This window comes from Nocardia sp. NRRL S-836 (assembly GCF_001279525.1).
GTDB lineage: Bacteria > Actinomycetota > Actinomycetes > Mycobacteriales > Pseudonocardiaceae > Lentzea.
The window spans coordinates 880,456-895,973 of record NZ_LGDY01000091.1 but is presented as its reverse complement, the minus strand read 5'-3'; the positions used below and the strand labels follow the sequence as shown (position 1 = coordinate 895,973).

1 protein-coding gene is annotated in these 15,518 nt (G+C 70.4%); it reads left to right on the top strand.

The window, feature by feature from the left end; translation table 11 throughout:
* Positions 1-79: 79 nt before the first annotated feature.
* On the top strand, positions 80-15,502 hold the full coding sequence (locus tag ADL03_RS14770; RefSeq protein WP_231641839.1) for a glycosyltransferase: 15,423 nt from the start codon (positions 80-82) through the stop codon (positions 15,500-15,502).
* The last annotated feature ends 16 nt before the right edge of the window (positions 15,503-15,518 follow it).

Sequence of the window (15,518 nt, the reverse complement as noted above, 5' to 3'; positions counted from 1 at the left end):
CGGTGGTGCCAACCCGGCCCCCAGCACCACCCCGGCACCGGCCCCGAACGTCACCCCCGACGTCTTCGTCGCCACCGTCGTGCCCCCGGCGCATGTCAACACCCCTGCCCCGTCGACGAGCGCGAACCCGGCGCCCAACGTCGTCCCCCGCTCCAACCCCGCCGCCGCCGGTTTCCAGGCGCAGACGCGCCCCGACGGCAAGGGCGGCAAGCGGGCCAAGCTCAAGAAGTGGCTCGGCCTCGACTTCATCAAGAGCCTGACCAGCAAGAAGCCGCCGACGATCACGTCGGTCCCCAGCGCGGCACCGGCGCCGAACCCCACCACGCAGAACAACCCCTGGGTCGACCTGCTCAAGGGCAACCCCAACCCGGCCACCATCGACGTCCCGGCCGTCAAGGCCGAGATCGACGCCGCCGTCAACGCGGGCAACCCGGCCAAGGCGCGCATCCTCATCAACCGTCTCAACGGGACGGACGTCGGCGCGGACCTCAAGCAGCACTACGACGCCGCGGTGCAGAAGAAGGGTGACGAGGGCAAGGTCGAGGTGCCCAAGGAGCTGCACTTCGCCTGGTTCGGCAAGACGCCGACGCCGGACAGCGTCAACGGCATGCTCGAGTGGGCGCAGCAGGTCAAGGACACCAACGGCGACTGGAAGGCGACGCTGTGGACCGACGGGTCCAGCGCCGGCTGGGACCCGGAGGTCAAGGCGCAGCTCGAAGCAGCGGGCATCGAGATCAACTCCGATGTCGACGCACTGGTCAACGACCTGTCCAACGACGTCGCCGCCCGCAACGAGGGCAAGACCGACACCACGATCAACCAGGTCTACCAGGCCGCGCAGGACCCGAAGGCCAACGCCTACAACCTCGCGTCGGACATCGCCCGGTACGCGGTGCTGTCGAAGAACGGTGGCGTGTACGTCGACGTCGACGTCAAGCCCGGCGGGGTGTCGCTGAAGGACATCGGCGACATGAAGATGCACCCCACCGACGTGCCGGTGATCGGGCCGCGGCTGCGCGACACCAAGAGCGTGCAGAACGCCCTCGACGATCCCGACGCGCAGCTCACGCCGGAGAACGTGCAGGCGGCCGCCGACGCGCGGTGGAAGGAGGGTGAGCTCGGCAACGCGTTCATCGTCACGCCGCCGAACGGTGCGCTGATCAACAAGTTCGCGGACGTCATCCCGCAGAAGTTCGACTCGCTGTCGACGCGTGTCGACCCGGAAAACCTGCCGGCGGAGCTCAAGAAGCAGGCGCCCGATGTGTCGGGGCCGAACGCGTTGGCGGACAACGGGTTGCCGCCGCAGATCGGGCTCATCGGGCAGGTCGCGATGGACCCGGGCGGGCTCGACCTCGGGTTCAACCCCGGCTACATGCCGCACGACGTGCCGGCGATCAAGAAGTCCGACTTCGACGCCATGTTCGACCCGGACCTCAAGAACAAGTGGGCCGGCCTGGAGTGGGTCACGCCGGACAGCGAGACCCAGCTCGACAGCGACGGCAAGCCCGACACGAACGGCACCAACGGCACCAACGGCAAGCCGGACACCGACAGGGGCGACACCGACAAGAGCAACTCGGACAACGGCAGCAAGAGCAACGACGCAAAGGGCAGCGACACCAAGGGCAGCGACACGAGGGGCACCGACGGCCGCCCGGCCCCCAAGAACGACGCCCCGCCGCCCCCTCCGGCCCCGCCCGCTCCCCCGCAGCCGAAGAACGACGCGCCCACCGTCAAGAGCGGTGGCGCGCCGCCGCGGGCGACCCCGCCGACGCCGGAGTCGCACCAGGGCAAGGACGTCCTCAAGGACGAGTCCTGGCGGCACGACCCGGCCAAGACCGCCGACTGGTTCGCGCCCAAGGACCCGGTCGACCCGCGCACGTGGCAGGACCGCCGCGAGGGCGCGCACGTCGGCAGGGTCGACACCGAGGTCGCCGACGTCAAGACGATCAGCACGCCGTCGAAGGTCGAGTCCTACGAGGGCGTCATCTCCTACGACCTGCGCCGCATCGAGACCACCCCTGGCAACTTCGTGCAGGAGTACACGGTCAAGATGTACGTGGATCCCGGCACCAACACGAACACCAACGTCGTCGAGGACCTCAAGCAGAAGGTCACCGACGGCGTCGACTCGTTGCTGAACCAGGGCTTCCGCATGCCCAGCGGCGACCAGTTCCACGTCAACGTCGAGTTCACCGACAACAGGGCCGACGCGCACGCGAAGATCACGGTCGGCGACAGCGGCACGAACACCGACCAGAAGAACTGGAACCCCGACGCCTCCCCCGAGGGCCTCGCCCACGAGACGCTGCACTACCTCGGCATCCCGGACGAGTACCGCGACTCCTCGCGCGTCTTCCAGCAGCACGAGACCGGCAGCGCGGTGCACGAGAACGACGGCAGCATGATGGGCGCCGACGTCCTCGACGTGAAGACCGACCCCGGCCTGCGGCCGCGGCACCTGTGGCTGATCGAGAACACCGCCAACAACCAGGCGGTGGTGCACGACACCAGGTTGGACACGCCCGGCCCCACGCCCCAGCCGAACACGGACACCCAGAACAACTCCGGCGCGCAGCCGGACACCGACACGCGGGGCAACGCCGACCAGAACAGCAACCCCGCCAACGACACCGACACCCGCTCGGCACCGCAGACGAAGGACGCGAACACCGGCGACAAGCGCGGCCGCGACGAGGACAGCGACAGCGACAGCGACGTCGAGGACCGGCAGACCAAGAAGCCGAACACCAGCGACACCCGGTACACCGGCACGCAGGCGCAGTCGTCCATTGTGGACAACAGCGCCATGGACGTCGACAGCGACACCAACGCCGACAACGACGCCGAGGCCGAGGCCGAGGCCAACGAGAACAACGACGGCGCCGAGAACAACACCGACAACAGCACCGACGCGCTCGTCGAGCAGATGAGCACCATGTCGATCAACGAGATCGGCCCGAACACCAAGTTCAACCCGGCGTTCGCCAAGCTCGGCGAGGGCACGATCGACATCCCCACCAAGGACAACTACCTCGGCAAGCTCAAGGACAGCGTCGAGAACAACAAGCCGCCGTCGTTCGTCGTCAACATGATCGTCGGCCACGGCCAGCTGAGCGACCCGAACACCGACATCAACGCGGTGATCGACGCCGTCGTCCAGGACGCCGGCAAGCACAGGGACAACATGGTCTTCGTCATCGGTGTGAACGGCAAGTCCGCCGACACCGATGCGATGGTCGCCGCGATCAACGACGCCAACGCCAAGGTCTCCGGCCGGCCGGAGCCGATCGCGCTGGTGCAGCTGCCGCCGACGCCGGACACGGGCAAGTTCCCGTACGGCGACATGCGCAACGAGACGATGACCAGTGACGCCAACAGGTTCGCGGTCGGCGCGATGGTCGGCAAGGGCACGCACCCGTACCTGTCCATCCAGGACTTCGACACCGGCTCGCGCAAGGTGACCGGCGAGAAGAAGGACATCTTCAACCACGTCGCCGACTCGCTCGACACCGACGCGGGCCCCGTCCGGCCGCTGATGTACACCGGCGGCTACCGCGTGGGCGACCCGAAGCAGCTGGTGGACGACGTCCAGGCCCGCATCGACAAGGAACGGGCGAGCGCCCCGAACCTGCCGAAGAAGAAGCGCGACGCGCTGATCAAGAAGCTCGACAAGGCGCAGGCCGAGATCAACCGGCCGGACTTCCCGCAGCGCTTCGAGCAGGCCATGAAGAACGACATGGACGCGCGCGTCCGGCAGGGCGACACACATCCGCTGCTGCCGTACGGGCCGGAGCCGAACCTCTTCATCGACGCCGTCGTGCCGCTCGTCGACCCGGACGTGAAGTTCAGCCACGGCGAGGCGGAGTACAACGGGCTCGGCAAGTCGATGAACGACTTCGCCGGCAAGGAGCTCGTCGACATCCACACCAACCAGCTGCCCAAGCCGGAGCTCAACCAGGACCTCAAGGACACCAAGGCGCAGCTCGAAGCCGACATCGCGGCCCAGGGCGGCAAGCCGAGCCCGAGCCAGGCGCAGGTGCTGAGCTCGGTCGACGCGGAGATCAGGGCCAAGGAGAACCTCGCCCAGTCCGACCCCGGCTTCAAGGGCAGGGCCGACCAGTTCACCGTCGAGACCGGTGTCGGCGTCGACAGCCAGACCAACCGCAACCCCTACCGCGGTGAGACGTTCACCAACGACTTCGTGGACGCCGCGGTCGCGACCGACCTGTCACGGCTCGCACTCGGGTTCGCGAAGACCGAGGGCAAGTCGTGGCCGCAGTCGCACGTCGACCTGAAGAACGTGCCGAACCGCTTCTTCGGCGGTGACGGGCCGAAGGCCTCGAAGGCGGCGAAGAAGGACGTCGGGCTCGCGGGCATCCGCAAGGAGTTCAAGGGCAAGGACCCCGCCGCCCGTGAACCCGCGCAGGCGCACGGCTCGCAGTTCAACCCGGAGACCGGTCAGGTCGAGCAGGTCGGCACCGGCTGGACGCCGAGCCAGAAGGACGCCCTGCGGCTGGGCTGGGAGGACAAGAACACCCTCAACCAGGGCGTGTCCGCCCCGCTGCCGGACGGGTCCGGCTACTCGGGCATCGACCCGCAGAAGACCGACAGCGGCGTCGAGGCCGAGGACCCGAACGCGGACCTCGACAACGACATGGACGTCGACCAGGACATCGAGAACGACGCCGAGAACGATGTCGACGACGACGCGGACAGCGATGTCGACGAGGACGTGGACACCGAGCGCAACCTCGACCACATCGACCCGAGCGCCAAGCAGCACAAGACGGCCTCGGCGCTGAACATCGCGCTGTCGGACAACAACAGCAACGTCCAGCGCACGTTCGGCGCGCTGCAACACCAGGTCCTGCCGATCGCGGGCGATCCGCGGCCGGACGGCATGTTCCAGGCCGTCAGCGACGCGCTGGGCCAGCCGGAGACGGGCAAGAAGGGCAAGGCCAAGACCCCGCCGCCTCCGCAGGACCTGCGGCAGCGGGCGGCGGAGAAGGGAGCGACCGCTTCTCCCGACATCACCGCCCAGATCGCGGAGTTCCGCCAGCAGCACGGCATCGAGAACGGCCACCTGGTCAACGCGTTCGCCGAGCCGGGCCCGACGCCGAAGACCGAGGTCCCGTCGGACTTCAAGGGCGACAGCAACTACGACCACCCGGTCGACAACACCGGCACGCCCGGCCAAGAGCTCGACCAGAACCAGCGCGACGCCCAGAACGACGCGGACGCGAAGGCTGCGGAGGCCGACAACAAGGTCGCCGCCAAGGCTGAAGAACTGGCCGGCCGCGTTCTCGCGACCGAGCTCAAGCGCCCGATCATCGTCCACGGCCTGGAGGGCGGGCCCCAGCGGCTCGAACCGTTCGTGGAGCGGCCGAAGCACAACTCCACGGCCAAGCCCAAGGCGGCTCCCAGGTGGGGCGCGCCGATCGAGCTGGACGCGCGGCCCAACCAGAACGGCAAGACGAGCTACCGCCCGCACGTGCCGTCGACCGAGGCCGGCCCCTCGAACAGCAGGCGCGCCCCGGTCCCGCCGCCGTCCGACCGCTCGCCCGGCAGCGGCACCACCGACCCCGACGCAAGGCAGTCCAGGCCGGCACCGTCCCGCCCGGCGCCAACCCTGCCCGGCACCCTCCCCGGCCAGTCGTCGGCCGACCCGAACACCGGCACCGGCCGTCCACCGGGGACGAACCCGGACGCCGCCGGGCCGGTCGGCCAGAGCGACGTGCAGCCCACCGCACAGCCCGCCCAGACCGCCGCGGACGGGGAAACCCAGGCAGCTCCCGAAACCCAGGCAGCGCCCGAAACCCAGGCCGCTCCGGAAACCCGGACGGACTCCGACACCGCTCGGAACGCGGGCCAGGACACCGACGGCCGCCAGGTGCCGCCGAGGCCGACACCGAACCCGGTCATCCCGATGACCACGATCGCACCGCAGCCCGTCGGCCAGGTGCCCGGCACGAACCTGCCGAGCTTCTTCTCCGACAACAGGGCGCTCGGTTCGATCACGCCGACCGGCGTGCGCGGCGCGGACGCCGTCGTGGGCGAGATCCAGGGCCTCAGGCCGGACGACGCCACGCGCATCAAGCACGCGCTGGAGAACGACTTCGAGACGTTCCTCGACAGCGGCCGCAACTTCCAGGTGAAGATCGACAACGCCTGGTTCGAGGCGAACATCCGCGCCGAGATGAAGGCCGACACCGGCAAGGCCGCCACGGACGCGCCGGACACCAAGGTGGACCGGAACTACCAGGCCGCCGCCGCGTCGACCACGACGAACACCATCGCCACGTCCAACGACGTCGGCGGGTCGGTGACCGCCGGCACCGCGATGGGCCCGTACGGCTCGCTGGGCGGCAAGGCCGCGCTGGCCACGCCCGCGGTCTCGCAGGCGACCACGAACACGATCACCGAGCAGCGCGCGATCAAGTCCGGCGAGGGCTCCAAGCAGCTCACGGTGCCGGTGTCGTTCGAGATCACGGTCACCGACGCGAGCGGAAACCCGAAGCAGTTCGCCACGCTGAGCACCGGTCCGGACGTGACGCTGCAGATCCCGGCCGACCTCAGCACGATCGTCGACTCCGGCAAGAGCTCCGACGTGGTCACCCCCGCGGACACCGCGTGGGGCACCAAGGTCGAGCACGCGGTGCCGGAAGCGGTGGTGGTCGGCAACTCCGCGAAGGCGTTCTCCGACGTCGCGGAGAAGCTGCACCCGTCGATCACGAAGGTCGGGTCGCCCGGCCGCGAGGCGCTGCAGAACTTCCTCAGCCCCACCTCGATCCGCAACAACCTGCCCGCGATGCTCGGCGGGTTCGTCACCTCGCCGGACCTGGTCAGCCCGCACGCGAGCAAGGGCGCGGCGGTGCAGATGACCGCCACGCTCAAGGACGCGAAGCTGGTCGGCACGCACGACAAGGCCGCGCTGGACCTGAAGGACACCTCCGCCTGGGGCAGCAGCGTGTCCGCGACCACCAAGACCGGTTTCGACGTCACCGCCGGTGTCGGCGGCAACATCGGCGTGCCCGGCAAGGTCGGCGGCACGGTCGGTGGCACGCTCACCTACTCCTCGCGGACCGCGGAGGGCGTGAGCGCGGGGTCGAGCACCAACCGCAAGACCGGTATCGGCGTCAAGAACGAGACGGGCCTGTACGAGGTCACCGCCGAGGTCGAGGTGCGCACGCCCGCGGGCGACAGCGTCAAGATCCCGGTCACCACGCACATGCGCATGGGGCTGCACGAGGCCGGCGCGGTGGGCCTGCCCACCCCGGACGGCACCCGCGCCACGACGACCGACCCGGCCACGGCGGACACCAGGTTCCTGCCGCCCTACCTCGCCGACACGCTCGCGGCCGGCAACGCCAAGGTCGGCGAGTTCGTGCCCGCGACCAAGGTGCAGGGCCAGGTCGAGGGCGCGCTGCGGGAGCTGCCCGGCTTCGAGAAGTTCCTGCCCGCGTGGAACAACCCGGACGCGAACCCGCGCAGCAGCAAGGGCCAGAGCTACTCCGACGTCGCCGAGCAGCTCGCGAACCAGCGCAAGCTGACCGCGAACCTCTCCCCCGCCGCGCTCAAGGCGAACATGGACAGCCTGCTCGGCCCCGGCGTCCAGGTGCAGCTGAAGAACTCCGGCAAGACCACGAACACCTACGTCAACGTCACGGTCAAGGCGAAGCTGACCAACCCGAAGCACCTCGGCCAGGCCGACGCGCGCCCGGTCAGCGACTCGACCACGACCGGGCCGAAGCTCGACGCCAACACCAGCACCACCAAGGGCTGGAGCGGTGGCGTGCAGGGCCGGGTGAACATCCCGGTCAAGACGGGTGTCGCCGCGCTGACCCCGGCGCCGCAGGTCGGCGCGTCCTACACGCACTCGTGGACGGACAAGACCTCGGCCGGGCCGGCGGTGTCGGGCACCGCGGCGAACCCCGGCAGCGCGGACGCGCAGGTCTTCCAGCAGGATGTGGAGTTCGAGGTGGAGATCACCTCGTTCACCCGGCCGCGTTCGTGGGTGCGCAACATCGTGCCGGGCGCGCCCGGTTTCCACTCGCCGCGGCCGAAGGTCGTGGCGAAGACCGGCGCGGGCCTGGACAAGATCGACGGCAAGGTCAACCTGTGGGTGTCGGACTCGTCGACGCTGAAGAACGACCCCGGTGACGGGTTCAAGCCCGGTGCCCCGCAACCGACACCCCTCAAGGACGCGCCGACGGTCAAGGACCTGCTCAACCCGAGGGACGCCCGGCCGAAGTCGCCGGAGTTCCTGGGCGTCGAGGCGGTCGCGAACACCACGGCGTTGCGCGACCAGGCGATCGACGCGCTCAACCGCGCCGCCGGTGGTGACTCGGCGCTGACCGTGCCCGGTACCGCCGCGCGTGCCCAGATCGACAAGATGTTCACCCCGGAGAACATCAAGGCGAACCTCCAGCGGCTGGTGGAGACCGGCATCCAGGAGCAGGGACTCAAGTACGACCGGCGAGTCACCGACCGCAGCGGCGCCATCGGCATGTCGGTGAAGCTGGGCGAGGCCAAGCTGGTGTCCATTTCGGACACCACCGGTGCCGACAACTCGGTCAGCGGCGGCTACAAGGCCGGTGAGTCGTCCTCCACCAGCAGGTCGGTCGACCTCACCGCCGGCATCAACGTGCCGGTGCGCCCGAACGTCACCCCACCGCCCGCGGGCACGCCGTCGCAGACCAGCGGGTCCGGCGGCGCCGCGGTCACCGGCAAGGTGACGCCGTGGTCGGACACGAAGACCGAGTCGAACGAGATCGGCGGCAACGTCGACCGCGGCAAGACCACCCCGTCCGACGCGCGGACCGTGCTCGTCCAGATCGACGCCGAGTTCACGATCGTCGGCGAGAGCCGCGCCGGGAACTTCGTGCGCGGCGGCACCCCGCACGCCGCGGGCGTCACGGTCAACATGCCGAAGTCGGTGTTCGTGCGCGTGTCCGAGGACGTCGCGCGGGAGCTGGGCGCGTTGCCGACGGTGGCACCGAACGTGCCCAAGCCGGACTTCCCGAAGATGGCGCCGCCGGCGACGGTGGTCGACGGTGAGCCCGGCGCACTGGGACTGTCCAATGTGGAACAGGTGCCCGACCTCTCGAACGTGGTCAACAGGCTGACCGACGACCTCGCGACGAAGACGAAGAAGTTCGGCAGCGACGCGCTGATCCCGGACTCGGTGCTCAAGGACTCGATGAGCAACCTGCAGCGCATCGTCGACCTGAACTCGCCGACCAGCGTGAAGGCGATGATCGACAGTGCGCTCGACGGCGGCGTGCCGCTGCTGGTGCACCAGCCGGGCACGTTCGGCAAGGACTCCTACCAGGTCACGTTGCGCGCCAAGGCGGAGACGCCGCGGTTCGACCAGGTCGTCAACGACGGCGTCGACATGACCCACAACACCGGCGGTTCCCGCAAGGACAGCGACGGCCAGGGCCGCGGCTCCGGCTGGGGTGTCGGCGTGCGCGCACCGGGTCTCGCCGCGCCGGGCAGCGCCAACCCGAACGTCTCCGGCACCGCCGGGGCCAGCGTGGGCGCGAACATCGGTGGCAGCAAGAGCAGTTCCGTGACGAACTCGGTCAGCGAGGCGTTCAGCCACTCGCGCACGGCCAGCGGACCGGCGGCGCGCTACACCGTGCCGGTCGAGTTCGAGCTCGTGGTGGAGAAGGGCTCGAAGGTCGTCGCCGAGGCCAAGAGCGGCAAGCAGGAGATGGTGGTCCGCACGCACGCGGACAACCAGAGGATCGCGAGCGGCACGACGCCGCAGCCGTACATGTCGGCGGCGAGCAGGCGCGGCAGCGAGTTCGGCACGCCGGAGGCGGCGTTCGCGTTCCAGCAGGACGCCCGTGCCGCGCAGCTGCCGACGACCGCGTCCGTGGAGAACCTGCGCGGTGCCGGGGACCTGCGCGACGCCGCCGTGAAGGCGCTGACCGAGGCGGGCGCCGGCAAGGGCCTGACCGGCAAGGGCACCGGCGCGTTGAACAGCCTGCTGTCGACGCTGAGTCCGGAGAACCTGCAGCCGCACCTGCCGTCGATGCTGTCCGGGCCGTTGACCGTGCCCGGCCTGCACGAGGCCGCGCTGACGTTCGGGCAGGACGCCGACGTCAAGGTCTACGCGAAGCTCGTGAACCCGCGCCTGGACGCGCTCAGCGACGGCGTGAAGATCGAGAAGCCGCTGACCACGAAGACCAGCGAGACCTCCGGCGAGGCCAAGGTGTCCGAGACCGCCGACGTGTCGGTCGGTCTCGCGCAGGGCAGCGCGGCGGTCAAGCAGGGCACCGACCCCCGTGACACCGTCAACATCGGCACCGGCGGTGTCGAGCTGCGGCACGCGGGCGAGGACTCGGCCGCCGTGTCCGGTGGACCGTCGCAGGCCGCCGGTGGCGCGCTCAAGCCGAGCGAGACCGCGCGCAGCGGGCTGGTGCAGTTCGACGTCGAGTACCGGGTGGTCGCGACCATCGGCGGCAAGACCGGTGTCGTCGACCTGACAGTGCCGGGCTCGGCGGGCGTGCGCATGCCGGCCACCGAGGCGCAGACGGTGCTGAAGCACGAGTTCGGCGACTCGCTGACCAACGCGCAGGCCGAGGTCAAGAAGGCGGCCGACGACTGGCGGACCGCCGAGAAGGAGGTCGAGGCCGCACGGCACGAGGCCCAGGACGCGATCAACGAGGCCGCTGCCGTGCTGGCGCGCACCGACCAGCCGATCGGTGCCACCGCGACGGCGCTGAACACCGCCATCGACGCCCACCTCGACGCCCAGGCCCAGCTCCCGGCGCTGGAGACGGCGGCAGCGAACACCGCCGCCGAGGTGGCCCGCACCCGTGCCACGATCCAGGAGCTGACGCCACAGGTCTCGTCGCTGAGCCTGGACGCCCTGGCCACCAAGGACGCCTTGGACGACGCCCAGGTCGCCGGCGCGCCCCGGCCCGAGCTCGACCGGCTGTCCGCCGAGGCCGACGCGGCGCACCACGCGCTCACGCAGGCCCAGCAGCAACTGGCCGACGCGCACACCGAGCTGGACACCCAGCGCGCCGCCGCGGCCGCGGCACGGGTGGAGCTGCAGAACCAGGAACGTGCCGTCACCCAGGCCGACGCCGCACGCGCCGCCGCCGAGCAGGCACACCAGCAGCTCGCGGACGAGCGGGCAGCGGCCGAGCAGAAGATCAAGGCCGCGGAGACCAAGCTCGACGACGCCCGGCGCGCGGCGGACGCCAAGCAGCAGGAGTGGTGGGACGCCAAGGCGAAGGTGGACCGGGAGGTCGACGCGTTCAACACCGCGGCGCAGACGCCACCGGCACCTCCCGCGCCTGCCTCGCCTTCCGCACAGGCGCCCTCCGGGGCGGCGCCTTCCGCACCGGAGACCTCCGCACCGGAGGGCTCGGCGGCGAAGATCTCGGCAGCGGAGGGCGCGACACCGGAGGCTTCGGAAGTGAAGCCGTTGCCGCCGTTGCCGCCGTTGCCGCCGTTGCCGTCGACCGGCGGCAGCACGGAGGCGAGCACCAGCGGCACGGCGTCCGGTGCGGACACCGACGCCGCCACTTCGGGGACCGACCCGCAGTCGGGCCAGAAGCCGTTGCCACCGCTGCCGCGGCAAGGCGAGTCGAGCGTGGCGGCGTCCAGCGCGGCGGAGTCGAGCCGGGCAAGCGCCGAAACCGGCCGCAGCGACGCCGAGACCAGCCACGGTGCCGAAGCCAGCCGGAGTGCAGCCGAGGCGGACACCGACGACACCAATGCCGACAACGCGAACACCGACAGCGACGCGGACGCCGACGCCGCCCAGACCGAGGCCGACACCCAGCTCGCGGCCCTCACCGCCGACGCCATGTCGACCGCGCCGTCCCTGATCCGCAACGTCGAGGCCTCGCTGCGGAACAACCCCGACCGGTTCGTCCACGCCGAGGCGGGTCTGCACCTGCTGCACGCCTCCGCGGTCCTGCACACCAGGACCAACGCCGTCGCCGCGATGATCGAGCAGCACGGCCTGGACGCGGTCACCAAGGCGTTCAACAAGGCCTTCGAACGCCCGGTGATCGAGGCTGAGCAGCTCGACTCGTTCACCACCGGTGGCCGGTCGGCGTTCGACAACTGGGCGCAGGGCCTGTGGGGCACAATCGCCCACCTGCCGTTCGACCGGCAGGGTGCCGACTACATCGCGTCGGAGTTCTTCAACCACGACAAGGGTTTCAACCGGGCCACCAACCTCGCGCAGAAGGTCGCGGAGAAGGAGCTGTTCGGCGAGCCCGACATCGCCGACGACGTCCGCGACAACCCGTACACCGGCACCACCACCGCGGACCAGGCGGCGTGGGTGTTCCAGCGGCTCAGCGCCACCGGCCTGATCGCGGGTGACGGCACCGACACCGCGAGCGGGTTCACCGCGCAGGTCGACGGCAACAGCGCGGTCCTGCAGGGCGGGCTGGGCGTGCAGGTCACGCCGGAGCTCGCCGGGCAGCTGCGCCGGCAGCTCGTCGACATGATGCTGCTGGAGGACGACCTCTCGGCCCCGTCCGCACCGCCACAGCAGCAGACGCCGGGCCTGCCGCCCGCGGACAACCCGGATCCGTTGCACAGCACCGCGACCGGCGCCCCGTGGTTCGACCCGCGGCAGCCGGTCTCGTCGCAGGACATCGCGAACGCCCGTGCCACCACCCCGGCCACCAGCTGGGTGCGTGGCGAGGACGGCGGCGTCATGAACACCACGACGGTGGGCCCCGACGGCATCAAGATGCAGGCGTGGCGCAGCCCGATCGCCTACGACAACCGCGTCATGACCGTCAACGGGGTCGAGGTCCGCGACTTCACCGTGCGCCTGCACCTGGACAACGGCACGCCGGAGGTCCAGGAACGCACCCGCCAGGGCGTGGAGGAGCTGTACAACCAGGGTTACCGGCTGCCGGGCGGTGAACAGTTCCACGTCACCGTCGAGTTCACCGACGACCCGAAGGACGCCCACGCGACCGTCGAGGTGTCGGCGGCCGGTGGCCGGGCCGACCAGCTCACCTGGCCCGCGGACACCGACTCGCGCAGGCTGGCGCACGAGGTCGGGCACTTCCTCGGTCTGCGGGACGAGTACTTCGAGCCCGGTGCCGTGAAGCCGATCTTCCAGCACCAGGACGGCAGGGGCCGGGTCGTCTCCGACAACTCCCCCATGACCGCGGGCATCGGCGCGGCCGACGGGCACCTCAAGCCGCGCCACCTGCAGCTGGTCGAAGACCGCATGAAGGCGCTCGCGTCGGTCAACCAGCCGGTCCCCGAGCCACACGAGCGGGGTGCCGAGCAGGCGCCGCACATGCCGCCCAAGCGGCAGCGGGACGACGACGCCGGACGCTCGGCCAAGCGCGCCCGCGACGACGACCGCAGCTTCGACGACTCGCAGGTGCCGCAGCTGGTGGAGGCGCTGGAGGACGTCGCCGTTGCCGAGCAGGACGTCGCCGACCAGGACGTGCATGGGCAGGACGTGCATGGGCAGGACGTGCATGGGCAGGACGTCGAGATGGCGGACGCGACGCCGCAGATCACGCTGACGAACGAGCACGGCGTGCAGAACGCCGCGTTCGAGAACCTCGCGAACGGCCGGACGCTCACGCCGATCACGGCGGAGAACTACCTCGACCGCACCCGCCAGGGCATCGAGAACAACGAGCCGCCGTCGTTCGTGGTCAGCATGATCGTCCGGGCGAGCGACCTCGGCGACCTCGACGACGTGATCGACAGCGTTATGGCCGGCGCGGGTGACGCGAAGGTGGCGTTCGTGCTCGGCGTGAACGCGGGCACGCAGGCCGAGATCGACGCCGCGCTGGCCGCCGCGCAGTCCAAGGTGGACAACCGGCAGGAGCCGGTCGCGCTGGCGAGCGTGGTGCACGGCAAGAGCGGCTTCAAGTACGGCGAGACGCGCAACACCACGCTGCACAGCAACGCACATCAGTTCGCCGTGCACGCGTTGTCCGCCAACGAGACGCATCCGTACGTGTCCGTGATGGACTTCGACGCGAGCAGCCGGACCACGCGCTCGGGCGAGCACGTCTTCGCGCACGTGCGGAACCTGATGGCCGGCCACCCGGAGGTCCGCGAGGACGTCCCGGAACCGTCCAGGCCGTTGCTGATCGGTGGTGGCTACCGACTCACCGAGAGCCAGGCGAAGCTCAAGCAGGACACGCTCGACCGCATCGAGAGCGACACCAAGATCAGCGACGAGAAGCGCGCCGAGTACCGGGAGCGCGTCACCGACGAGTTCATCGCCGGTGTCGTGCACGACATCGACGCGGACATGCACGCCCGGCGCAACCAGGCGGCGATCCACCCGCTGCTGCCGTACACGCCGGAGCCGAACCTGTTCTTCGACGCGCTGGTCCCGCTGGCCGACCCCGAGGTGAAGTTCGGTGACGGCGGCGCGGAGTTCGGCCAGCTCGGCAAGAAGCTGAACGAGTTCTACGCGGGCGAGGTCGCGCGGCTGCACGCCTCCGGCGATTCAGCGCAGCACGCGGCGGACGTCGAACGCGTGAAGATCGACGTGCAGAACAACCGGCACCCGGTGCGCGGTGCGGCGTTCGTCGCGGACTTCGTCGACGGCGACACCGGCACCGACGTGTCCAGGATGGCGTACGGCAAGCTCAAGGAAGGCAACATCTCGCAGTCCCACACGATCCTGTCGACCGTGCCGGACCGCCTCTACCTGGACAAGGCCGCGAAGAAGGGCACCTCGCCCTCGGGCGTGCGCGCCGAGCTGAACGACCCGGACGCCGACTACCGGTTCACCGAGCCGTTGCGCGAGCCGCACGGCACGGAGACGAAGAACTCGGGCTGGCCGGTGTCCAAGCCGATGGACGGCAACCTCGGTGGCCTGCAGCGCAACAAGCTCAACGCCGCGGTGTCGGCGCCGATGCCGGCCCCGTTCACGCATCTGCCGCCGGACCGGCCGGTGCCGCCGGGCGGCAAGGCGCCGAAGCCGGTGCCGCTGGCCGCCGGTCTGCAGCACGACCAGCGGCAGCTCGCGGCGCACGCGCTGGCGGCGTCCGACCACGTCACCGACACGTCCCGGCACCTGCGCCACCTGGCGAACGACGTGCTCACCCGGCCGATCCCGCCGCCGACCACGCCCGACGGGCTGTACGCGGCGGTCGGACAGGTGGTGGGAGCGCACCCGGCCGCGCTGCGGGCGCAGGTCATCAACTCCGCCGCGGCGAGCCAGGACCTGACGGCGGCGGTGGCCAACCACACCGTCGACCACCCGATGCACCCCGGTCACCTGTACGGCGCGCTGGTGGAGAACCTCAACTGGCGCGTGCACCAGGACGCGGCCGAGAACACCGGTGCCGCCAACGCCCGCAACCTGCTGGGCCGGATGATCGCGACGCAGCTGAACGCGAACGTGCAGATCCACCGGCAGGGCCTGCCGACGGTGCCGCTGGCGCCGTTCGGCGGCCCGGCACCGCACGACATCCACGTCGTGGAAGTCGTGCTGCCGAATGGCCAGGTGACCTACCGGCGGCTCTGAGAATGCTTTAGTTTGT